This is a genomic window from Bradyrhizobium sp. 18BD, from assembly GCF_054185225.1.
In genome coordinates this window covers 1-20,948 of the sequence record NZ_JAVAYL010000031.1, presented here as the reverse complement: position 1 = coordinate 20,948, position 20,948 = coordinate 1, and the positions used below count along the sequence as shown (strand labels likewise).

Here is a 20,948-nt window from a genome sequence, read left to right as displayed (position 1 = left end):
GATGTCCGCTCCCGTCGCGGGGCGGAGGAAATCAAATAGTTGCGCACGCGCCCTTACCCGGAAAAGGTATCCCCAACTGGTTAATGTTAGTTGTTAGAGGTAACCAGCCGGTTCAGATTTCGCCAGAGTTCAAAATGACTTCCAGCAAAGTTCCCGCCCTCGCCGCGCGAATCGAGCGCTTTCCCATCGCCGGAAGTTTCACGATCAGCCGGGGCGCCAAGACCGAGGCGGTCACGGTCGTGGCCGAAGTGAGCCAAAACGGCCTCATCGGCCGCGGCGAATGCGTACCCTATCCCCGCTACGGCGAGACGCCCGAGGCGACCTTGGCCGCCATCGAGGCGATGCAGGCGGCCGTGGCCGGCGGTCTCACCCGGCAGGCCCTGCAAACCGCCATGCCGCCCGGTGCGGCCCGCAACGCGCTGGATTGCGCTCTGATCGACCTGGAGGCCAAGGCGGCCGGCCTGCGGGCCTGGAGCCTGCTCGACCGGCCGATCCCCGGCGAGCGCACCACGGCCTACACGATCTCGTTAGGCACCCCCGAGACCATGGCGGCGGCGACCGCCAAGGCGGCGCACCGGCCCCTGCTCAAGATCAAGCTCGGCGGCGACGGCGATGCCGCGCGGATCGCAGCCGTCCGCAAGGCCGCCCCCGAGTCCGAGCTGATCGTGGACGCCAACGAGTCCTGGACCGAGGCCAATCTGGAGCAGAACCTTGCCGCCTGCGACGCCGTCGGCGTCACCCTGGTCGAGCAGCCGCTGCCGGCCGGCAAGGACGACGCGCTGGCGCGGATCACGCGGCCGCTGATGGTCTGCGCCGACGAGAGCGTGCATGACCGCGGCTCGCTCGCGCCGCTGCGCGCACGCTACGACGCCGTGAACATCAAGCTGGACAAGACCGGCGGCCTCACCGAGGCGCTCGCAATGGCCGATGCGGCGCGGGCGCTCGACTTCGAGATCATGATCGGCTGCATGGTCGCAACCTCGCTGTCGATGGCGCCCGCGATGCTGGTGACGACGCAGGCGCGCTTCGTCGATCTCGACGGCCCATTGCTGCTGGCGCGCGATCGCGATCACGCCCTGCGCTACGACGGCAGCCTGGTCTATCCGCCGGACGCCTTGCTCTGGGGCTGAGCGATCAGCCGGTGCCGCGCCGACCAGATGAGAAGCGCACCGGCGGCGGCCATCGCGGCCATGACGTAATAGAGGTTGTCGCCGATGCGGGCGTAGATCGCGCCTGAGGCGATCGAGGTCGCCGCGCCGAGCAGACCGTTGCAGGCGGCGTAGTAGCCCTGCCCTCGTGCGATCTGGTGCGAGGGCACGCGCTGCACCAGCAGATTCATCGTGCCGACGATGGTCATCCCAAACGTGAGGCCATGGCCGAGCTGCACGATCGCGAGCAGCGCGAGCGGCGGCTCGTTGGCGGTGACGATCCAGCGCACCACGGCGCTTAAGCCCCCGATCGTGATCATCGTCGACGGATGCATCGAAAAGCGCGGCGACAGCGCGAACACGACGATCTCGGCGATCACGCCCAGCGTCCACAGCCCCGCGATCGTCAGCCCGCCGAGGCCGTGGAGCTGCCAGTTGATGGCCGAGAACGTGTAATAGGCGACGTGGCTGCCCTGGATCAGCGCGGCCGAAGCGATCACGGCCCAGAAGCCGACGTCGCGCAGCAGCGCCTTGCCGGTGTGCGTCTCGGCGGTCTTGCGCCTGACATCCTCGAGCGGCTGCAGCAGCAGGCTGGCGAGCACCGCAATCACGGCCCAGGCGACGATCACCCAGATCAGATCGCGCGCCGCGATGACATCAACGAGATAGCCGCAGGCGAGCGAGCCCGCGGCGAAGGCCGCCGAGCCCCACAGCCGCAACGGGCCGTAGTCGAGCCCGTAGCGCGCAACACCGCGCAGCGCATAGGCATCGGTCAGCGGCGTCGTCGGCGTCCACATCACGCAGGTCAGCGCGTAGATCAGGAACAGCGCTAGCGGCTGATGCTGCAGGCCGACGGCCGTGAACCCGATCGCCGTGGCCAGCACCGATAGCATCATGCCGGCGCGAATGGCATGGCGCTTCTCGGCAAAGGCGGTGATCTGCGGCAGCGTGGTGAAGCGCGTGATCGCCGGCAGCGCGTTGATGAGGCCGATCCAGCCTGCGTCGATGCCGATCGCCTTCAGCCAGACGGGAAAGAACGGCAGATGCGTGCCCGACACCGCGAACACCGCCGAATAGAACAGCGCCAGGCTCACGGCGAATCGCCGCTTCACTGACGTCGCGATGGGGATTTGTGATTCGGTCTTCATCAAACCAATTGCGATTCGGTCGATATCGTGGTGATCGTTACTGTAACGCGCACTGATTTGCGCGACGAGATTGTCATGGCCAACGAAGCATTCGCCCTCTCGCCCATGTCTGCCCGCGCGGCCGAGCCGAACGAGCAGGATTACGACGCGATCCGCGAAGCCTTCATGGAGACCGCGCGCGGCCGCTGGTTCCTCGGCGAATATGCCAAGCGCAACCGCAATGCCGACACAAGCATGGTGCTCGATGCGGTCGCGAAAATCGAAGAAGCCCTTGCGGCACAGCGACAACCCGTCGTCGAGGACCGCCTGCCGGAGGCGCTGATCGAGATCCGCCGCGCCATCCGCGAGGCCGAGACCATCGCGATCGCGGCGTTCGATCCTTCGGCGATCGAGGCGAGCCTTGCCCCGATCCCGCGCGGCGTGCGCATCATCAAGGAGATCTCCTGGCGCTGGCGCGAGATCGGTGCCGACGGGCGGATCTGCGACCTGATTGATTCGCAGCTTGCCTCGATCGAGGCCGCCTGCGGACAGATTTCGACCATCGACCCCCGCGTCGAGCTCAAGGCCGCATTCGATCTGCTCAAGGATCGGATCGACCAGACCGCCGGCGACGCAACGCCGCAGGCGGAGCGTCCCGCTCCGGCACCGGTTCAGGAAGCACCAGCTCCCACCGCGGAAGCTGCGCCCGTCGAGCCCGCGATGGCGAGCGAAACACCCGTGGCTTTTGCGGAGACGCCGCAGGACATCGCACCGGCGCCAGAGCCCGAAGCGGCCGTCGAGACCGCCGACGCGGTCGCGATGGCCGAGCAGGCGATCGACGTAGCCGACGCGCCCGAGATCGCTGCCGAAAGCAGCGCCGCGCTCGACAATGCCACGACTGAAAGCGCGCGCGAAGACGTCTCCGTTGAAGAGCCGGCCACCGAACCTGTCGCCCTCGCGGAGGTGACCGACGAATTCTCGCTCGACGCCGCCGCGGAAGCCGAGGACGAAGCCATTCTCGATGCCATCGCGCTGGAGATGGCCGCGCCCGATCCGGAGTTCGACGAGATCATCGAGCCGGTCGAGATGGCAGCGGCTGCTCCGGAACAGATGGCCGCCGAGGTCGCCTCCCCGATTGCTGCAGCGGAGCTGGGGCCGGTTGCGCCGCAGCCCGTCGTCGCCCGGGTCGTGGAAGAGCCCGCTGAGGACGCACCGATCGCGATGGACTCGCTGGCGCGCCTCACCGACGCCATTGCGGAAGCCGCAGCCGAAGTGATGGAACAGCCCGCCCCGGCCATGGCCGCCACGGCAACATTTGGCGCAGCGCCAACCGCAACGCTGCCGATGCCCTCGCCTTTGCCCGCATCCGCGCCCGCGCCCTCGCTCGGCGCCACCATCCTCGCCAGCGGCATGCTGCAAAAGCCCCGCGCCGCCGCGAACGACCCGCTCGCCCCGATCCGCCGCATGACCCAGGCCGAGAAGATCGCATTCTTCTCGTAAGGGGCGTACGCTCTCTGGACATCGTCATTGCGAGCGCAGCGAAGCAATCCAGAGTCTCCCCGCGGAAAGATTCTGGATTGCTTCGTCGCTTCGATCCTCGCAATGACGGGACTACATCCCCGTCACCCTGAGGTGCGCGCTCGGCGGCGCATAGCGCCGCTGAGCAAGCCTCGAAGGGCGACGGCCCGGCTGCATCGGGGCCGTTCATCCTTCGAGGCTCCGCATGGGACGCGTTGCGTCCCATGCCTCGCACCTCAGGATGACGGAATCCCTAGCCCCCCTACAAGAACGAGGCCTGCCCGGTCGATCCGTCCATGCCGCCGTCGACGGGCAGGTTCACTCCATTCACGAAGCTGGCGTCGTCGCTGGCGAGAAATGCGATGACGCTTGCGATTTCCTCGGACTGGGCTGCGCGCCCCAAGGGGATACGTTCCACCAATCTTGCGAGCAATTCCGGATATTGCTCGGCGATCGGCATCGTCAGGTCGGTGAGGGTCAATGACGGACAGACCGCATTGATGCGCACGCCTTTCGGGCCGAATTCGCGCGCGAGGCTGCGCGTGAGATTGCTGACGGCGCCCTTGGTGGCGTTGTAGAAACTGAGGCCCACATCACCGCCGAGCCCGCTGAGGGACGACACGTTGATGATCGAACCGCGACATTTGATCAGGTGCGGAAGCGCGGCGCGCATCATGTTGAAGACACCGTCGACGTTGACCGCGAATTGATCGCGCCAGTTCTGGACCGGCGCATTCACGAAATCTCCGATGATCCCCGTTCCCGCATTATTGACGAGGACGTCGATCCTGCCCGTCTGCCTGACCACATCGGCGACGAGGCCATCGACATCTGTGGCGATCGAGACGTCGGGTCGGATCATGCAGCGGTCGGAGCCCAGCGTTGCGCCGACCTCGGTCAATTTGAACTCGCGGCGTCCGTTGAGCACGACCAATGCGCCTTCGGCGTGAAAGCGCCTGGCTGCCGCCGCGCCGATGCCGCTGCCGGCGCCAGTGATGATGACGACCTTGTCCTTGAACCGAGAAAGCATGCTGGCAACTCCATCCGAAAAGGTACGGATGAGAGCTAAGGCACCGAGAAGACGGTTTGGTTTCAGACGAACCGGGTTCGGTTACGGTTGAAATCCGTCGAGCGAGGCCTTCCGCGAGGCAAGCCGCGGCCGATCAGCCGCAATTCCAGATCGGTCCGATCGGCGTCCGCGTCCAGCACGGACCAAAGCTGCCGCCATTGTAGCGGCCGCCGCCGAAACCGGGCCGGCCGAAATAACGCCACTCGCCGTCCCAGCCATAATATTGCGGGACCGGATCGATGTACCAATGACGCCGGTCGTTGCGCGCCAGACGTCGCATCGCATCCTTCTGCTTGTAGAGCGGAATGCTGTTGCTCAGCGGCTGACGATAGCCCGGCAGGAAGCCGTAGCCATGCCAGGCTTGTTTGGGCTGTTTCTTGACGGACTGCGCTGGTGCGGTGGCGGGCAGCAGCGACAGGATGACAGCAAAGAAGAGACACATAAGGCGAGACATGGATCGACCATAGAGAATCGCGTGCGAGAAGGCCATTCAAATTCGAGTGCGGGACGTTTCGCCGCTTCGCCTCGAAGGCACCTCCGGATAATCTTCGTAAAACACTGCACGAGAGCAGCGCCGCCAATCTGCACATTCCGGAAGGTGAGAATGTCTGAAACCCCGCTCATCGGCGCATTCGCCATCATTCCGAGCAACGACCTTGCCGCTGCGATTCCGTTCTGGGAGCGCCTCGGTTTTCAGCGTGCGGGCGGCGACGCCAATTACGTCATCATGCGGGGGTGGGGATGCGAGGTGCATCTCACGCAAGCCGGCGATGACCCGTGGCGGGTGCCCGAGCACAATCCCTTCGGCGTCTTCATTCGCACACCCGATGTCGATGCCATTGCCGCGCGCGTGGACGATCTGATCATCCGCCCCGGTGGCGTGCTGCGCCACCGGGAATGGGGCATGTATGAGGTGGGCCTCAACGGTCCCGACGCTCTTCTCGTCCGGATCGGATGGCCTTCCGATCTGACGAATTCCGGTGGCTGATCACGCGCGTCCTTAGCGGGGGAAGACCCGCAATCCTGCGCAACATTTGACCCGCCCCATCAGCGCCTCATTGCTGTAATGTCGGCTTCGCTATTCGTGGTGCTTTGTCGCGAGGAGCGCGTGCATGTCCACGGCAATCTCGACACTTGGCGGCGTCGGCCTGTTCCTGCTCGGCATGACCGTGATGACGGACGGCCTGAAGACGCTGGCCGGCTCCGCGCTGCGCGCCGTGCTCGGCAAGGCGGCCTCGACGCCGCTGCTCGGCTCGTTCTGGGGAGCCGTCGTCACGCTGCTGGTGCAATCCTCCAGCGCGACGACCATGACAACGATTGGTCTGGTCAGCGCCGGCCTGCTGACGTTCCAGCAAGGTCTGAGCCTCGTCTTCGGCGCGAATATCGGCACCACCGGAACCGGCTGGCTGGTCGCGCTGATCGGTGTCCGGGTCTCGCTCACCGCGGCAGCACTGCCGATGATCTTCGTCGGCGCGCTGATCAGGCTGCTCGGCAAGGGACGGATTTCCGGCGCGGGCGCCGCGCTCGCAGGCTTCGGCCTCGTGCTGTTCGGCCTGACGACCCTGCAGCAGGGCATGGGTGGGCTGGCGGAACGCATGCACCCCGCGGACCTGCCGGCGGTCCTCGGCAGTCCCGGCGTGTCATGGTCGTCGGGCCTGTTCGGCCTGCTGGCACTGGTCGTGACCGGGTTGGTCATGACCGCGCTGATGCAATCGTCGACGGCCGCGATCGCCGTGACCCTGTCCGGCTATTTCGCAGGCGCGATCGGGCTGGACCAGGCCTGCGCGCTGATCATCGGCCAGAACGTCGGAACGGCGACGAGCTCCGCACTCGCCGCGATCGGCGCGAGCGCCACCGCCAAGCGGCTCGCGATTGCTTACATCCTGTTCAAGCTGATTGCCGCGCTCATCGCGCTGGTGGCTTTTCCCATCGTAACGCCTTTGCTGTTGCGCGCCTCGCACACGATCGACGGCGTCACGCTGCTGGCCGGCTACCACACAGCGTTCAATGTCGTCGGCGTCGCGGTGCTGCTGCCGCTGATCGACCGGTTCACGCGGCTGGTCGAACGGATCCTGCCCGAGCGCGGCTCGGCGCTGACGCGGTGTCTCGATCCGCCGGCGCTCGAGACCCCGATCGTCGCAGTGGAGGCGGTACGGCGGACGATCGCACGCGTGCTCGTGGTCGTGTGCGGCTCGGTCGAGGCGCAACTGGCCGGCCGCGCCGGCTCCGTTCGTCTCGGAAAGGACGCCGTCACCGTGCAGGAGGCGGCCGATGCCGTGCGCCAGGCACAAGTGTTCCTGTCGGACGTCGCCGGACCGCCCGACACCGACGACGAGCAGCGGCGCCTCACGAGCACTTTGCACGCGCTTGACCATGCGTCCCGGCTGGCCGACCTCGCAAGCGGCGCATACACTGTCGGTTCGGTCGCAGCCGCGCCGGAGGACATCCGCGCCGGCGCCCTTTGCGCAGACGTGATGCGAAGCGCGGCCGCGATCGCGCGCGGCGTGGCGGCGCCATCGCCCACCGGCGCATCGCCGCACGCCTCACCCGCCTCGCCCGAAGGCGACGCCATGGCAGGCCCGCGCGCCGACCCGCCTGATGAAGCCATTGCAGCGCTCGCGCGTGCCACGACACAGCTTGCTGACGTGCTGCGCACTCATCGCAGCGCGACGCTTGGCGCGATTGCCAATGGATCCCTCACCGCCGATGCGGCCCTGCTCCGCGTCGAAACGGTGCGAAACCTCGAAGCCCTGTCGCAGCACGCCTGGCGATCGGCGGCCCATCTCGTCGGTCGCGGCTAGAGCATGATCCGGAAAAGTGCGCAGCGGTTTTCCGAGAGGATCATGCTCAAACAACAACCTGAAGCGCGACGACGATTCATCCTGACCTCATCGCGCTTTAGAGCACGCCCTTGCGGATCAGGAAGCAGCCGTAACCCCTGTTGTCGCCGACCTGCACGACACCGAAGCCCGCCGCCGCCGCGCGATAAAAGTCCGGCCGCGAGAGCTTGCCGGGTGTAACCGCGCCGCCAACGGCACGTTCGATCTCCGCCAGCACCGCGCGCTGCACATCCGGCACGCGGTCGGGATCGTCGACCGGCGCCATCACGCGCACCGGATCCGGATCGAAATCGTCGAGCGGGTAGACCGACATGATGGCGCGCATAGCCGTCTCCATGGGCATGCCCGGGAGCTGGATCAGGCGCTGCGATGTCGTGCTCTGCGCGATGCGGGCGGCCGGATGATTGGCATCGACGAAGACGAGGTCGTCGCCGTGGCCCATCGAGGCCAGCAGCCAGAGCAGATCGGGCGTCAGGATCGGATCGATCGATTTCAGCATGTAACGGCACTTCCCCTGGGCATGTCATTGGCCGGCGAAACCGGCCCTTCATCATAGCAGGTTCCGAGCGTGATTCAGATCACGCACGGTAGCATGGTGATCGCGATCACGGACCCCCGGCTCGAACGGGGCCAGGCTCCCTCGCAACCAATCTCGCATCGAGATCAGTGCCAGAGGAGCACGCCATGTTCCGCCTAAAACCTTTCCTGATGACGGCGGGCCTCGTGGGAAGCCTGTTCGGCTTCGCCTGCGGCCCTGTTTCCGCGCAAGTCGCCCCGGTCGCGCCGGCTCCGACCGCCCTGCAAGGGCCGGAGCAGCGGGTGGCGCTGGTGATCGGCAATTCGAACTACCAGAACGCGCCGCAGCTCGAAAACCCCGACAACGACGCGCAGTCGATGGCGCAGTTCCTGAACTCGGCCGGCTTCGAGGTGGTCGCCGCGACCGATCTGAGCCAGAACGACATGCTCCGCGTGGTGCAGGACTTTTCCGCGAAGGTTTCGGCCCGCGGCCCGAACACGGTGGCGATGGTCTATTACGCCGGTCACGGCGTGCAGCTCGCCGGCGAGAACTATCTCGTTCCCGTCGATGCCAAGGTTTCGAGCCAGACCGAGCTCGTCAACAACTCGGTGCGCCTCGTCGACGTGATGTCGACGCTGGAGACGATCCCGAGCCGCATGCGCATCGTCATCCTCGACGCCTGCCGCAACAACCCGTTCCCGAACGTGAATGACGCCGGCCGCGGCCTTGCCATCGTCGATGCGCCGAACGGCTCGATCGTCGGCTATTCGACCGCACCGGGCGCCGAAGCGCTCGACGGCACCAACGGCCACAGCCCTTACACCCAGGCGTTCCTGAACGTCGCGCGCGAGCCCAACGTGCCGATCGAGCAGCTGTTCAAGCGGGTGCGCCTCGAGGTCAACCAGACCACCAGCGGCGCGCAGATCCCGTGGGAGAGCTCGTCGCTGACCTCGGACTTCACCTTCTTCGGCGACACCGCTGTGGCCGCCAACCGCGCCCCGGTGAACACGCCCGTGGTGCAGATGGCCTCCAACCTGCCGAGCCGCTCGACCCGCCAGGCCTATGACTATGTCGTGTCGGAGGGACGGCCGGAGTACTATCAGGAGTTCATCCAGATGTACCCGCACGACCCGCTGTGCGACCACATCCGCTGGCTGCTCAACAACCTGCTGATCTCGCAGGCCTGGCACAAGGCGGTGCTGGCGAACTCGCCGATCGGCTACAAGACCTTCTACGACAGCTACGGCAACAGCCCCTATGCGCAATCCGCGCTGAAGCTCGAGGCTCAGCCGAAGCTGATCCCCCTGATGCAGGCCACCAAGTTCCTGGCGCCGCAGACCATCAACCCGACCTTCAAGATCGGCAATCTCGGCCAGCCCAAATACATGCCGCTGATGCAGCAGGGTAATGGTGGTTCGCAAGTCAACGGCAACCTGCCGGTCGTGCAGAAGCCGGTCGACAGCAATTTGATCGGCAAGCTCGGCAATGGCGGCCAGATCGTCAACCTGCCGGCGGGCAACGTCCAGCCGAACCCGCAGAATGGGACGCCCTCGCAGACCCCGGGCAAGATCGTCACCCTGCCCGCGCCGACCAACACGACCAACGGCGGCATCGGCAAGATCGTGACCCTGCCCGCGACCAACAACCAGAATGGCAACAACATTGGCGGTACGACGAACGGCAAGACCAATAGTGCTACGAATGGCGCGACGAACGGCACCCCTGGCAAGATCGTGAGCATGCCGGTGAACGTCGGCAAGGGCGGCACGACTGTCGACACCAAGCCGGTCATCCAGACGCAGACCAACCCGATCCGCGTCAACAACGGCAACACCGGCATCGTGAAGCTCAACAACAACCTGGTGAACAAGGTGCAGGTCCAGAACACCCCCCAGACCAGCCGCCCGCAGTTCAACCCGACCAACCGCATCGTCAACAACAGCAGCAACAACTTCCGCCAGTCGATGAACCAGGCGCAGGGCAATAACGGCGGCAACAACCACCGCGGCGGCTTCATGCGCTGATTGCAGCCGGCGACACAACGACAAAGGGGCAGAGCGGAAACGCTCTGCCCCTTCTTCATGTGAGGGAACGGGACACGGTGCCTTTGGCACGGCCTGAGCGCACGCCTCGTCCTTCGAGACGACCGCTTCGCGGTCTCCTCAGGATGAGGCTAATCAGCATCGGTGCCGGTCGAGACTGCCGCCACGCACTCCATCCTTATCCTGAGGAGCCCGCGAAGCGGGCGTCTCGAAGGATGGGCCACAGGAGAGCCTCTCTCAGGCCACCAGCTCGGCAAACAGATCCGCATCGACATTGCCGCCGGAGAGCACAATGACGACGTTCTTGCCGGCAACGTCGAGACGTCCCGCCAGCAGTGCGGCAAGGCCGACCGCGCCGCCCGGCTCGACCACGAGCTTCAGCTCGTGATAGGCGAACGAAACCGCCGCGCCGACTTCCTTGTCCGAGGCGGTGACGCCGCGCGCGAGCAGCTTGCTGTTGATCGCAAAGGTCATCTCACCGGGGATCAGCGCCATCAGTGCGTCGCAGATGGTGCGGCCGGCCGGCGGATGCGGCTCGCGATGGCCGGCGGTCAGCGAAATGCCGTGGTCGTCGAACGCCTCGGGCTCGGCCACGACGATCTCGGCCTGCGGATAACGTGCCTTCACCGCGGTCGCGACGCCCGCGATCAGGCCGCCGCCGGAGGCCGGGGCGACCACGATGTCGGGGGCAAGGCCAAGCGTTGCCATGTCCTCGGCGATCTCGCGACCGGCGGTGCCCTGCCCCGCAATCACGAACGGATCGTCATACGGCTTGACCAGCGTCGCGCCGCGCTTCTCGGCGATGCCGCGGGAGATCGCCTCACGGTCGTCATTGTAGCGGTCATACAGCACGACCTCGGCGCCATAGGATTTGGTGCGCTCGCGCTTGGACAGCGGCGCATCCGCCGGCATCACGATGGTCGCCTGCATGTCGAGAATCTTGGCCGCCGCCGCCACGCCCTGGGCGTGGTTGCCGGAGGAGAACGCGACGACGCCGCCGGCGCGCTTGTCCTGCGGGATCGAGAACACCTTGTTGAAGGCGCCGCGGAACTTGAAGGAGCCGGTGCGCTGGAGCATCTCCGGCTTCAGGAACACTTTGGCACCGACGCGCTCGTTGAGCACGGGAAAGGACAACAGCGGGGTGCGGATGGCGAAGGGCGCGATCACGCGCGCTGCGGCATCGATATCGGCAGGGCCGATCGGGAGGAGCTGTTCGGTCATGGCAGAACTTTATCGCGGCAGCCGCGAGCCCGGCAAGACACCTCCGCGCGATGAACCGTGGCTTTCAGGCTACGAAACTAACGGGCGCTGCCCCATTCCTGCCCGATAGCACCGCGCCGACCGCTAAAATGCTGTCCACGAAGGCCCTCGCGGAAGCCTCCCAGGTGTAGTTGGCGGCGAATTCGACGCAGTCCTGCCGGGAGATGCCGAGCGCCGCGAAGCAGCCGTTGCGCAGGTCGTGATCGAGAGCGCCGACCGGCGCATCGCCGATCACGTCGCGGGGACCCTTCACCGGGAAGGCCGCAACCGGCAGGCCGCTGGCGAGCGCCTCCAGCAGGACCAGGCCGAACGTGTCGGTCTTGCTGGGGAAGACGAACACGTCGGCGGCCGCATAGATCTCCGCCAGCGCCTCGCCGTGCTTCTCGCCGAGGAAAATCGCGTCCGGATAGGCCTCCTCGAGCGAGGCGCGGGCCGGGCCGTCGCCGACGATCACCTTGGTGCCGGGCAGGTCGAGGTCGAGGAACGCCTCGAGATTCTTCTCCACGGCGACGCGGCCGACCGACAGGAACACCGGGGCCGGCAGGCAGAGGTCGATGGCGCGGGGATGGAACAGGCCGGTGTCGACGCCGCGCGGCCACAGCAGGACATTGTCGAAGCCGCGGTCGGTCAGCTCGCGGGAAAGCGCCGGCGTTGCCGCCAGCACGGCGCTGCTGGCGCTGTGGAAGCGGCGCAGCGCCCGCCAGATCAGCGAGCCCGGCACCGGCACGCGGGCGCGGACATATTCGGGAAAGCGGGTGTGGAAGCTGGTCGTGAACGGCAGCTTGCGCTGGCGGCAATAGCGGCGGACCATCAGGCCGATCGGCCCTTCGGTCGCGATGTGGATGCTGTCGGGCCGCGCTTCCTCGATCAGCTTCGCGATCCGTGCCGGGCGGGGCATCGCCAGGCGCACGTCGCGATAGCTCGGCATCGCAAACGTGCGGAACGATTGCGGCGTCAGGAACGTGAACTCGACGCCAGCACCTTCGACGCGAATCCCCTTGGCGGCCTCAGCGAGCTTGGTCAGCGTCCGAACCACACCGTTGACTTGCGGGTGCCAGGCGTCGGTCGCGACCAGGATGCGCATCAGGCTGCCCTTGCTGCCACCTGCGGAACTTGCGCCGGCTTCTGCAAATGATCCGCCCAGGTGATGATCTCGAAATGGCCGTCGTCGTGCTCGACCAGCGCGGTGCAGCTCTCGACCCAGTCGCCGCAATTCATGTAGCGGATGCCGTTCTCGTCGCGGATCACGGCGTAGTGGATGTGGCCGCAGATCACGCCATCAGCGTCATGGCGTCGCGCTTCGGCGGAGAGCGCCTGCTCGAACGCGCCGATATAGTTGACGGCGTTCTTGACCTTCTGCTTGGCCCATTGCGACAGCGACCAATAGGGCACGCCGAACATGCGGCGGAAGAAGTTGACGAAGCGATTCATCTGGATCGCGAAGTCGTAGGCTTTATCGCCGAGATGGGCGAGCCAGCGCGCATTCTGAACCACGAGATCGAAGATGTCGCCGTGGATCACGAGATAACGCTTGCCGTCCACGCCGGTGTGGACGGTGTTCTCGACGACATCGATGCCGCCGAAATGCGTGCCGTAATAATTGCGCAGGAACTCGTCGTGATTGCCGGGCACGTAGATGATCTTGGCACCCTTGCGCGCCTTGCGCAGCAGCTTCTGGACCAGGTCGTTATGCGATTGCGGCCAGTGCCAGCTCGATTTCAGCGCCCAGCCATCGACGATATCGCCGACGAGATAGATCGTGTCGGCGTCATGGTAGCGCAGGAAGTCCAGCAAAAGGTCGGCTTGAGAACCGCGGGCTCCGAGATGAACGTCGGAGATGAACAACGTGCGAAAGCGCCGCTCCGGGCTCTCGTCACTCACATCGTAACTTCCCATGCGCCAGCCTGTAACAATATCCCGTGACAGGGGGATGACCAATTGAACCTATGAGGCACCTTCAGATACGAATCACGCCTTGCCTCGCCCTCCCCGCGAATATCAGTCGCATGCGACAATCAGGCGACATGAGGCCGCAATGATTGTCCGCAAAAGCCCGCTGCCGCCGCCCTATTGGTTAACGGCGGCGGCTTTCGCGCAGCGCTGGGGCTTCTCGTCAGTAATACTTGTGGAAATGATGGATCGGCCCGTGGCCGTGGCCGATGCTGAAACTGTCGGCAGCCGCGATCGCGGCGCTGATCCAGGCCTTGGCGCTACGCACGGCGCGCTCGAGGTCCTCGCCCTTGGCGAGACCGGCGGCGACCGCCGAGGACAGCGAGCAACCGGTGCCATGGGTGTTGCGCGTGGCGACGCGGGGCGCCGCAAGCGCGATCGTGGTTTCGGGTGTGACGACATAGTCGATGCTCTCGGGCCCCTCGCCGTGCCCGCCCTTGATCAGCACGGCGCGGCAGCCGAGCGCCATCAGGCGGCGCCCCTGGCTTTCGATCTCGGCCTCGGTCCGCGCAATCTGTTCGTCGAGCAGCGCCGCGGCCTCCGGCAGGTTCGGTGTGATCACCGAGGCCAGCGGCATCAATTTCGTACGCAGCGCCTCGACGGCTTCGGTTGCCAGCAGGCGGTCGCCCGAGGTTGCGACCATGACGGGATCGAGCACCACATGGCGCGGCTTCAAACGCGACAGCGCGGCCGCGATCGCATCGATGCTGGCGGCCTGGGCCACCATGCCGATCTTCACCGCGCCGACATCGAGATCGGAAAACACCGCGTCGATCTGCGCGGTGACGAAGTCGGCCGGCACCGCGTGAATGCCCGTGACGCCGCGCGTGTTCTGTGCCGTCAGCGCCGTGATCGCGGAGGCGCCGTAGACGCCGAGCGCCGCAAAGGTCTTGAGATCCGCCTGGATGCCGGCGCCGCCGCTGGAATCCGAGCCGGCGATGGTGAGCGCCACGGGTGTCGTCATGGGGCGGCTTTCCGGGTTATCGAGGCCGAGCTTTGCGAGATCATGGCCTGTCCTAGCGCGCGCCCGGAGGGCCAGCAAGCCGCGAATCAGGCGGAGGGAGGGCCACGCGGCATTGTCGTCCCGCAGGCGTGCACATCCCCCGAAATGTGACCTCGGCATGGCCCGGCCTTGGCGCATCCGTCAGAATGAGTGAAACGTTGACGGATTCGTCAGCAACGCCTTGGTGCGGGCCGGTCACGACCTTCACCCTCTCGGGATTATGCCATGTGGGCCTACTTCGAACGCCTTCTCGACTCCTCGATGTTTTCACCGCACGGCATCTGCCTGCTGTGGGAACCCGAGCTGATCTGGCTCCACGTCGTCTCCGACGCCAGCATTGCGGCCGCGTATTTCTCGATCCCGTTTGCGCTTGCGATCTTCGTCATCGAGCGACGCGATCTCCAGTTCGGCTGGGTCTATTGGGCCTTCGCCACCTTCATCATGGCGTGCGGCCTGACGCATGTGCTGTCGATCTACACGCTCTGGGTCCCGATCTACGGCATCGAGGGCATCGTCAAGGCGATGACGGCCGTGGCTTCGATCTTCACGGCTGTCGCGCTCTGGCCGCTACTGCCGAAGATTCTGAAGATCCCCTCGCCGTTCGAGCTGCTGCGGGTCCGGGCCGCGCTCGAAGAAGAGGAAATCAAGAGCCGTGACGCGACGCTGCTGCTCCGGCAGGTCAGCGACGCCCAGCGCGCGATGCGCGAGAGCATGACGCGCCTCACCGCCATCGTCGATACCGCCGTCGACGGCGTCATCCTGTTCGACGCGCAGGCCCGCATTCTGCTGTTCAATCCCGCCTGCGAACGGCTGTTCGGCTATCGCGCCGGCGAGGTCATGAATCACGACATCGCCATGCTGATGTCCGACGAGGAGAGGCCCTCCCCCGCAGGCCATCCGCGGGGTTTCTCGACCGGGGAAGCCATCGGCCTGCGCAAGGACGGATCGCGCTTTCCGATGGCTCTGTCGGTGGGCCAGGCCTGGGAGGACGGCGAGCTGATCTATGTCGGCATCGTCCACGACCTCACCGCGCGCAAGCTGACCGAGCAGCAGCTTCAGCAGGCGCAGAAGATGGAGACGGTCGGCCAGCTCTCCGGCGGCATCGCCCACGACTTCAACAATCTGCTCACCGTCATCATCGGCAACGCGGAGTTCTTGAGCGAGCAGCTTCACGCGCGCCCTGACCTCAAGCGCTTCGCCGACGACATCTGCCAGTCGGGTGAGCGTGGCGCCGAGCTGACACAGCGGCTGCTGGCATTCAGCCGCCGCCAATTGCTGCAACCCCGCGCCATTGAGTGCCGTGAGCTCCTGACCTCCATGCACAAGCTGCTCAAGCGCACCCTGCGCGAGAACATCGAGATCAAGACGGCCTTCGGCTCCGGCTCGATCATGGCCTTCGCCGACCGCGCCCAGCTCGAATCCGCCGTGCTCAATCTCGCGCTCAACGCGCAGGACGCCATGCCGTCAGGCGGGCATCTGACGCTCAGCACCGAGCTCACCGCGATCGACGAGCACTACCGCGTGCAGCATCCGGAGGTGGAGTCCGGCAGCTACGCCCTGATCTCGGTGACCGATGACGGTGAGGGCATGACGCCCGAGGTCATCGCGCGCGTCTTCGAGCCGTTCTTCACGACCAAGGAGGTCGGCAAGGGCTCCGGCCTCGGCCTCAGCATGGTCTATGGCTTCGCCAAGCAGTCAGGCGGGCATGTCTCGATCTACAGCGAGCCGGGCCTCGGCACGACGGTCCGGATCTACCTGCCGCATGCCGGCGGCGAGCAATCGCTCGCCGACATCACGGCGCGCGAGGAGGCAGCGCCCAGGGGCCACGAGACGGTCCTGGTCGCCGAGGACGATCCGTTCGTCCGCTCCTCCGTCAAGCTGCGCGTGGAGGCGCTGGGATACCGCGTGATCGAAGCCGTCAACGGCCAGGAGGCCCTGCAGCAGCTTCGCAACAATCCGGCTATCGACCTCCTGTTCACCGATATCGTGATGCCCGGTGCGATGAGCGGCTGGGAGCTTGCCGACCAGGCCCGGCGCATCCGCCCCGGCCTGCCGGTCGTGTTCTCGTCCGGCTACGCCCTGGAGACCCCGGTCGAGCAGGGCCGCGCCCACGCGCAGGCGATCGTCCTGACCAAGCCCTATCGCAACGCCGAGTTGGCCCGGCGGCTCCGGGAGGCATTTGCCGGCGCGCCCCTGCCGTCCTAGAAGCGCTCTCAGGAGCGGCTTTTTGGCGGCCCGCGCGACGGCAAGTTCGCTTGCCAAGCCCGGCCGGTTTTGGCCTATTAGCCGCAAAGAACGCGCTTTCGGAGTGACTGCAATGGTACCTTTTTTCGTCCAGATCAAATGCAAGCTTGGCCAGTCCTATGTGGTCGCCAACGCGCTTGCCGAAGCCGAGATCGCCTCCGAGATCTACTCCACCGCCGGCCAGTACGACCTGTTGGTGAAGTTCTACGTCGACAAGGACACCGACATCGGCCATTTCGTGAACGAGAAGGTGCAGGTGCTGCCGGGCATCCAGGACACCCTCACCATCATCACGTTCAAGGCGTTCGGCACGGGCTAGCTGCCCGCCTCAGCCGTATGGTGGTCGCGAAGCCGGACGCCTGTCGCACTTCCAATTCCAAGCCGGCGGCAAAGGATGCGGGCGCGACACGAGCGAATCAATCGGGAAAGGATCGGCCTTACGTGCCGCTCTCTTTTCGCTTCGGACGCGGCGGACCATCCACCGGCGGCAGCGACTTCAGATAGTCCGCCATCGCCGCAATGTCCGCTTCCGGCAATTGCGACGTGTTCTTGATCACGCGCGTCATCGCGCCGCCGACGCTGTCGCCGTCGGGCAGTTCGCCGGTCTTGAGGAAATAAGCAATATCCTTCGCGCTCCATTCGCCGAGGCGCTTCTGTGTGATGTTGGGCACCCAGCCCTCGCCTTCCGGATTGGGTCCGCCGGCGAAGCGCTCGCCCGAGATGATGCCGCCCAGCGCATTGCGCGGGCTGTGGCATTCGGCGCAATGCCCAAAACTGTTGACGAGATAGGCGCCGCGATTCCATTGCGGCGATTTGGTGCCGTCGGCGACGAACGGCTTTCCGTCCATGAACAGGAATTTCCAGATGCCGACATTGCGGCGGATGTTGAACGGAAAGCTCACGTCATGGTCACGCACTTTGCCTGCAACGGCCGGCAGCGTTTTCAGATAGGCGAAGAGATCGAGAACGTCCGTGCGTTTGGCGTGCTGGTAGGACGTATAGGGAAAGGCCGGAAAATAGTGCTGTCCGTCCGGCGAGACCCCGTGCATCACCGCGTTGACGAATTCGGCGTCGGTCCATTTGCCGATGCCGTAGGTCGGATCGGAGGAGATGTTCGGGGCATAGAACGTTCCGAACGGCGACTTGATCGCAACGCCGCCACCGAGCTTGAGGCGGTCCGGCTGGTCGGGGACGGCATGGCAGGACGCGCAGCCGCCGGCATTGAACATGACCTCGCCATTGGCGAGGTCAGGCACGTGGGCAGGTCCCGGGCTCACGGCGGCCACCACCGGCGCGCTGAGCCACCAATAAGCGCCCGCGCCGACAATCGCTGCGAGCAGCGCCACCCCAATTGTTCGTTGCAACATTCGATCCATCCACGCGTTGCGGTAAGCCTATGACCGATATCCGCGTGGCTCCAGCCACGAAGAATTTAGCCCGTCCCCCGCGGCGACGGGAATAAACTGAAACCGCGACTGTTGGAAGTTTGGCAGCCCAACGAGGTCACCAGGGAGAATGTTCATGAACAAGACCGTGATCGCCATCCTCGCGCTCGGCACTATGGCTTTTGCAGCCCCGGCCAGCGCCGAAAAGCTGAAAGCAACGCTCGACGGTAAGGCCGAGGTGCCGGCCACCACCAGCAGCGGCACCGGAACGGCCGATCTGGACTATGACGCCGCCAGCAAGAAATTGACCTGGAAGCTCACTTATTCCGGCCTGTCCGGGCCCGCCACCGCCGCGCATTTCCACGGCCCGGCCGAGACCGGCAAGAACGCCGGCGTCGCGATCCCGATCCCCGGCGCCGCCAACAGCCCGGTCGAGGGCTCGGCGACGCTGACCGACGCGCAGGCGGCCGACCTGCTCGCCGGCAAGCTCTACGTCAACATCCACACCGCCGCCAATCCGGGCGGCGAGATCCGCGGTCAGGTGACGAAGTAAGGCGAAAACGCCGCTTCGTTGCGGAAAGGCCGGACGCAAGGAGGGAGCGTCCGGCCTTTTCGATTCCGTGCGGCTCAGGCGGGACGCTTGCACACCGCGACCTGATGGCTAAAAGGCGCCAGGCGCCGAGACAGTCGATCATCACGCCATCTATCTGCGTTATCACCACGCTCTGCGACAGATCATCTCACCAGGGCATCTGCCGGAAGTCCGCGCCAAGGTCGGAAGCCTCGACATGATCGATGCGCCTTGCCCGGTCCTGGGATTTCAGCCATACATTTCCGTGCGCTGCTCAAACGAGCCGCAATCAACAATCTTGCCAAATTTGTGGAGAGCCGCAGTGAGGCTCGCGTCCCTGACCGGTGCTGTTGCAGCCCTCGCGGTTCTTTCGTTCTCTGCACCATCAGTCGCGCAATCCGACATGGAACGGCAAGCGCAATGCGAGCTCTCCGCAATTCGCGACACGCGATCGCCCCTTGCCGTGCAGTACATCCGCTCCGCCTGCAACTGGCTCGCCGTCAACGGCGATTCCCTGCTGAATGCGTCCAGCAAGGGCTATTATGTCTGCCTCGTGCGACAGCTCTCGGGCGCGCAGGCCAACGAGGCCGCCGCAGCCATCATCTCGGCCTGCCGCACATCCAATCCGTTCTGACCTCAGCACTCAGGCTGCGTTGAGCGCCTGCGCGAGATCCGCAATCAGATCCGACGGATTTTCGATCCCGATCGACAGCCGGATCGTGGAATCGAGCACGCCGATCTTGCGGCGGATGTCGGCGGGAACGCCGGAATGGGTCATGGTCGCAGGCAGGCTCGCGAGCGACTCCGTTCCGCCGAGGCTCACCGCCAGCTTGAGGATCTGCAGCGCGTTGAGGAATTTCACGGCCGCGTCCTTGCCGCCGACGATGTCGAAGGCGAATGTGGATCCGGCGCCGAGGCATTGCCGTGCGAACACGCGCCCGGCCGGCGACGCTTCATCGTGGTGGCCGAGATAGTGGACCTTGGCGACCTTGGGATGATCGCGCAGATAGGCCGCCACGAGTCGCGCATTGGCATCGGCCTTTTCCATCCGCAGGCTCAGCGTCTCGAGCGAGCGGTTGATCATCCAGCAGGAATGCGGATCGAGCTGGGTGCCGATGGCGCCGCGCAGCGCCTTGATGCCCTTCACCACCGCCTTGGCGCCCAGTGCGGCGCCCGCGATCAGGTCGGAATGGCCGCCGACATATTTGGTGAGCGAGTACAACGATACGTCCGCGCCGTGCTCGATCGGCCGCTGAAACACCGGTCCGAGCAGCGTGTTGTCGCAGGCGATGATCGGCGTGTGTCCCTGGCGCTTACCGATGGAATCGGCGATGCGGCGGATCATCGCGATGTCGACGAGGCCGTTGGTCGGGTTCGCGGGGGTCTCGATCAGGATCATCGAAACGCGGCCCTTGCGCATCGCCTCCTCCGCGGCCTGTGTGACCACCGCTTCATCGACGCCGTCGGCAAAGCCGACCGCGCCGATCGACAGGCGCGCCAGCGTGTTCGTCAGCAGGGTTTCGGTCCCGCCGTAGAGCGGTTGCGAATGCAGAATGACATCACCGGGGCGGACGAAAGCAAGGATCGTGGTCGAGATCGCCGCCATGCCGGACGAGAACAACGCGCAGCTCTCGGTGCGCTCGTAGATCGCGAGCCTGTCCTCGACGATCTCGCTGTTGGGATGATTGAAGCGCGAATAGACCAGGCCCGCGCCCATCCCTTCCGGCGGCTCGCGCCGGCCGGCGACGAAATCGAAAAAGTCCTGGCCGTCCTCGGCGGTCTTGAACACGAAGGTCGAGGTCAGGAACACCGGCGGCTTGATGGCACCTTCCGACAGTTGCGGATCATAGCCATAGGTCAGCATCAGGGTTTCGGGATGCAGCATATGGTTGCCGATATGCGTCTTCGAGGGGAACGGTTTTGCCATGGCCTGTCTCGCTGTTCCTGATTCAGGTGCTCGCCGCGCATTCGAGCTCCTGACGTCATGAGGCGATCGGGAGCAAGAAGCTCACATCGATGCCGCGGCGGCTGAAGCAAACATAGCGGCTCCGGCTGCGATCCGTCAGGCCTTGCAAACAGAATTTCGTGCGGTCCGACTCAGGCTTGCCGTAGCCCGGATGAGCGAAGCGACATCCGGGATAGGTTTAGTGAACTGCACCCCTGTAGTGAGACACGATAATCAGGGACAGGTGCCTGCCGCTTGAGGCGGCAGGGCGGGTTGATGGGTTAGGGCCGGGTTGCGGGGCTGCTGCGCAGCAGCCCCGCAACCTGGTA

19 protein-coding genes are annotated in these 20,948 nt (G+C 65.5%); 9 read left to right on the top strand and 10 right to left on the bottom strand.

The genetic code is table 11. The features are described 5' to 3' along the window. The first annotated feature begins 134 nt into the window (after positions 1 to 134). The gene (gene dgcA / locus RAD16_RS37555; RefSeq protein WP_458162907.1) at positions 135 to 1,130 is read left to right on the top strand and encodes an N-acetyl-D-Glu racemase DgcA; all 996 of its coding nucleotides are present in this window, start codon (positions 135 to 137) and stop codon (positions 1,128 to 1,130) included. Here dgcA and RAD16_RS37550 read toward each other — a convergent pair. Then, positions 1,100 to 2,296: an MFS transporter gene (locus RAD16_RS37550; RefSeq protein WP_458162906.1), complete on the bottom strand. Its 1,197-nt coding sequence runs from the start codon at positions 2,294 to 2,296 to the stop codon at positions 1,100 to 1,102. The genes dgcA and RAD16_RS37550 overlap by 31 nt on opposite strands. A 75-nt stretch (positions 2,297 to 2,371) precedes the next feature. On the opposite strand from RAD16_RS37550, the gene RAD16_RS37545 reads away from it, so the two are divergent. After that, complete coding sequence (locus tag RAD16_RS37545) at positions 2,372 to 3,775, top strand: hypothetical protein (protein ID WP_458162905.1); 1,404 nt, start codon at positions 2,372 to 2,374, stop codon at positions 3,773 to 3,775. Positions 3,776 to 4,055: 280 nt separating this feature from the next. Here RAD16_RS37545 and RAD16_RS37540 read toward each other — a convergent pair whose 3' ends face one another. Then, positions 4,056 to 4,823 (bottom strand): SDR family NAD(P)-dependent oxidoreductase, encoded by a 768-nt coding sequence (locus tag RAD16_RS37540; RefSeq protein WP_458162904.1) that lies wholly within the window; start codon positions 4,821 to 4,823, stop codon positions 4,056 to 4,058. Between the two features lie 133 nt (positions 4,824 to 4,956). Then, positions 4,957 to 5,316, bottom strand: coding sequence for a hypothetical protein (locus tag RAD16_RS37535; RefSeq protein ID WP_458162903.1), 360 nt, complete (start codon positions 5,314 to 5,316; stop codon positions 4,957 to 4,959). A 150-nt stretch (positions 5,317 to 5,466) separates the two neighbouring features. Here RAD16_RS37535 and RAD16_RS37530 point away from each other — a divergent pair, with 150 nt between their 5' ends. Together RAD16_RS37530 and RAD16_RS37525 are read left to right on the top strand one after the other, a co-directional pair. Further along, positions 5,467 to 5,850 carry a glyoxalase gene (locus RAD16_RS37530; RefSeq protein ID WP_458162902.1) on the top strand — a complete coding sequence of 128 codons (384 nt, stop codon included), beginning with the start codon at positions 5,467 to 5,469 and terminating at the stop codon, positions 5,848 to 5,850. A gap of 124 nt (positions 5,851 to 5,974) precedes the next feature. Next, positions 5,975 to 7,663, top strand: a complete 1,689-nt coding sequence (locus RAD16_RS37525) for a Na/Pi cotransporter family protein (RefSeq protein ID WP_458162901.1) — start codon at positions 5,975 to 5,977, stop codon at positions 7,661 to 7,663. A 97-nt stretch (positions 7,664 to 7,760) separates the two neighbouring features. Here the strand turns inward: RAD16_RS37525 and RAD16_RS37520 are convergent, their stop codons facing one another. Then, complete coding sequence (locus RAD16_RS37520) at positions 7,761 to 8,201, bottom strand: RbsD/FucU family protein (protein ID WP_458162900.1); 441 nt, start codon at positions 8,199 to 8,201, stop codon at positions 7,761 to 7,763. 185 nt (positions 8,202 to 8,386) lie between these two features. Here RAD16_RS37520 and RAD16_RS37515 point away from each other — a divergent pair, with 185 nt between their 5' ends. Next, entirely contained in the window at positions 8,387 to 10,243 is a 1,857-nt protein-coding gene (locus RAD16_RS37515) for a caspase family protein (protein ID WP_458162899.1), read from the top strand. A gap of 255 nt (positions 10,244 to 10,498) precedes the next feature. Here the strand turns inward: RAD16_RS37515 and RAD16_RS37510 are convergent, their stop codons facing one another. From RAD16_RS37510 to thiD, 4 genes are all read right to left on the bottom strand, one after another. Then, positions 10,499 to 11,482 carry a threonine/serine dehydratase gene (locus tag RAD16_RS37510; protein WP_458162898.1) on the bottom strand — a complete coding sequence of 328 codons (984 nt, stop codon included), beginning with the start codon at positions 11,480 to 11,482 and terminating at the stop codon, positions 10,499 to 10,501. A gap of 64 nt (positions 11,483 to 11,546) precedes the next feature. Then, a complete protein-coding gene (locus RAD16_RS37505) occupies positions 11,547 to 12,605 on the bottom strand; it encodes a glycosyltransferase family 4 protein (protein ID WP_458162897.1) in 1,059 nt (352 codons plus the stop codon). After that, a complete protein-coding gene (locus tag RAD16_RS37500) occupies positions 12,605 to 13,417 on the bottom strand; it encodes a UDP-2,3-diacylglucosamine diphosphatase (RefSeq protein ID WP_326896874.1) in 813 nt (270 codons plus the stop codon). The genes RAD16_RS37505 and RAD16_RS37500 overlap by 1 nt, the downstream gene beginning before the upstream one ends. Before the next feature lie 217 nt (positions 13,418 to 13,634). Then, the gene (thiD, locus tag RAD16_RS37495) at positions 13,635 to 14,435 is read right to left on the bottom strand and encodes a bifunctional hydroxymethylpyrimidine kinase/phosphomethylpyrimidine kinase (RefSeq protein WP_458162896.1); all 801 of its coding nucleotides are present in this window, start codon (positions 14,433 to 14,435) and stop codon (positions 13,635 to 13,637) included. A gap of 264 nt (positions 14,436 to 14,699) precedes the next feature. Between thiD and RAD16_RS37490 the strand changes: the two genes are divergently transcribed. Both RAD16_RS37490 and RAD16_RS37485 read left to right on the top strand, forming a co-directional pair. Beyond that, entirely contained in the window at positions 14,700 to 16,679 is a 1,980-nt protein-coding gene (locus RAD16_RS37490; protein ID WP_458162895.1) for an ATP-binding protein, read from the top strand. A 112-nt stretch (positions 16,680 to 16,791) separates the two neighbouring features. Further along, positions 16,792 to 17,037 (top strand): Lrp/AsnC ligand binding domain-containing protein, encoded by a 246-nt coding sequence (locus RAD16_RS37485; RefSeq protein WP_061878884.1) that lies wholly within the window; start codon positions 16,792 to 16,794, stop codon positions 17,035 to 17,037. Positions 17,038 to 17,155: 118 nt separating this feature from the next. Here the strand turns inward: RAD16_RS37485 and RAD16_RS37480 are convergent, their stop codons facing one another. Next, entirely contained in the window at positions 17,156 to 18,085 is a 930-nt protein-coding gene (locus RAD16_RS37480) for a c-type cytochrome (protein ID WP_458162894.1), read from the bottom strand. A 154-nt stretch (positions 18,086 to 18,239) separates the two neighbouring features. Here RAD16_RS37480 and RAD16_RS37475 point away from each other — a divergent pair, with 154 nt between their 5' ends. Both RAD16_RS37475 and RAD16_RS37470 read left to right on the top strand, forming a co-directional pair. After that, entirely contained in the window at positions 18,240 to 18,656 is a 417-nt protein-coding gene (locus tag RAD16_RS37475) for a CHRD domain-containing protein (protein WP_458162893.1), read from the top strand. Between the two features lie 340 nt (positions 18,657 to 18,996). Continuing rightward, complete coding sequence (locus RAD16_RS37470) at positions 18,997 to 19,308, top strand: VF_A0006 family four-cysteine protein (protein ID WP_458162892.1); 312 nt, start codon at positions 18,997 to 18,999, stop codon at positions 19,306 to 19,308. A 9-nt stretch (positions 19,309 to 19,317) separates the two neighbouring features. Here RAD16_RS37470 and RAD16_RS37465 read toward each other — a convergent pair whose 3' ends face one another. Continuing rightward, positions 19,318 to 20,601 (bottom strand): cystathionine gamma-synthase family protein, encoded by a 1,284-nt coding sequence (locus tag RAD16_RS37465; RefSeq protein WP_458162891.1) that lies wholly within the window; start codon positions 20,599 to 20,601, stop codon positions 19,318 to 19,320. Between the last annotated feature and the right edge of the window lie 347 nt (positions 20,602 to 20,948).

Coding starts and splice junctions, on each gene's coding strand:
- dgcA (WP_458162907.1), top strand. CDS start 135: ATGACTTCCAGCAAAGTTCCCGCCCTCGCCGCGCGAATCGAGCGCTTT.
- RAD16_RS37550 (WP_458162906.1), bottom strand. CDS start 2,296: ATGAAGACCGAATCACAAATCCCCATCGCGACGTCAGTGAAGCGGCGA.
- RAD16_RS37545 (WP_458162905.1), top strand. CDS start 2,372: ATGGCCAACGAAGCATTCGCCCTCTCGCCCATGTCTGCCCGCGCGGCC.
- RAD16_RS37540 (WP_458162904.1), bottom strand. CDS start 4,823: ATGCTTTCTCGGTTCAAGGACAAGGTCGTCATCATCACTGGCGCCGGC.
- RAD16_RS37535 (WP_458162903.1), bottom strand. CDS start 5,316: ATGTCTCGCCTTATGTGTCTCTTCTTTGCTGTCATCCTGTCGCTGCTG.
- RAD16_RS37530 (WP_458162902.1), top strand. CDS start 5,467: ATGTCTGAAACCCCGCTCATCGGCGCATTCGCCATCATTCCGAGCAAC.
- RAD16_RS37525 (WP_458162901.1), top strand. CDS start 5,975: ATGTCCACGGCAATCTCGACACTTGGCGGCGTCGGCCTGTTCCTGCTC.
- RAD16_RS37520 (WP_458162900.1), bottom strand. CDS start 8,201: ATGCTGAAATCGATCGATCCGATCCTGACGCCCGATCTGCTCTGGCTG.
- RAD16_RS37515 (WP_458162899.1), top strand. CDS start 8,387: ATGTTCCGCCTAAAACCTTTCCTGATGACGGCGGGCCTCGTGGGAAGC.
- RAD16_RS37510 (WP_458162898.1), bottom strand. CDS start 11,482: ATGACCGAACAGCTCCTCCCGATCGGCCCTGCCGATATCGATGCCGCA.
- RAD16_RS37505 (WP_458162897.1), bottom strand. CDS start 12,605: ATGCGCATCCTGGTCGCGACCGACGCCTGGCACCCGCAAGTCAACGGT.
- RAD16_RS37500 (WP_326896874.1), bottom strand. CDS start 13,417: ATGGGAAGTTACGATGTGAGTGACGAGAGCCCGGAGCGGCGCTTTCGC.
- thiD (WP_458162896.1), bottom strand. CDS start 14,435: ATGACGACACCCGTGGCGCTCACCATCGCCGGCTCGGATTCCAGCGGC.
- RAD16_RS37490 (WP_458162895.1), top strand. CDS start 14,700: ATGTGGGCCTACTTCGAACGCCTTCTCGACTCCTCGATGTTTTCACCG.
- RAD16_RS37485 (WP_061878884.1), top strand. CDS start 16,792: ATGGTACCTTTTTTCGTCCAGATCAAATGCAAGCTTGGCCAGTCCTAT.
- RAD16_RS37480 (WP_458162894.1), bottom strand. CDS start 18,085: ATGTTGCAACGAACAATTGGGGTGGCGCTGCTCGCAGCGATTGTCGGC.
- RAD16_RS37475 (WP_458162893.1), top strand. CDS start 18,240: ATGAACAAGACCGTGATCGCCATCCTCGCGCTCGGCACTATGGCTTTT.
- RAD16_RS37465 (WP_458162891.1), bottom strand. CDS start 20,601: ATGGCAAAACCGTTCCCCTCGAAGACGCATATCGGCAACCATATGCTG.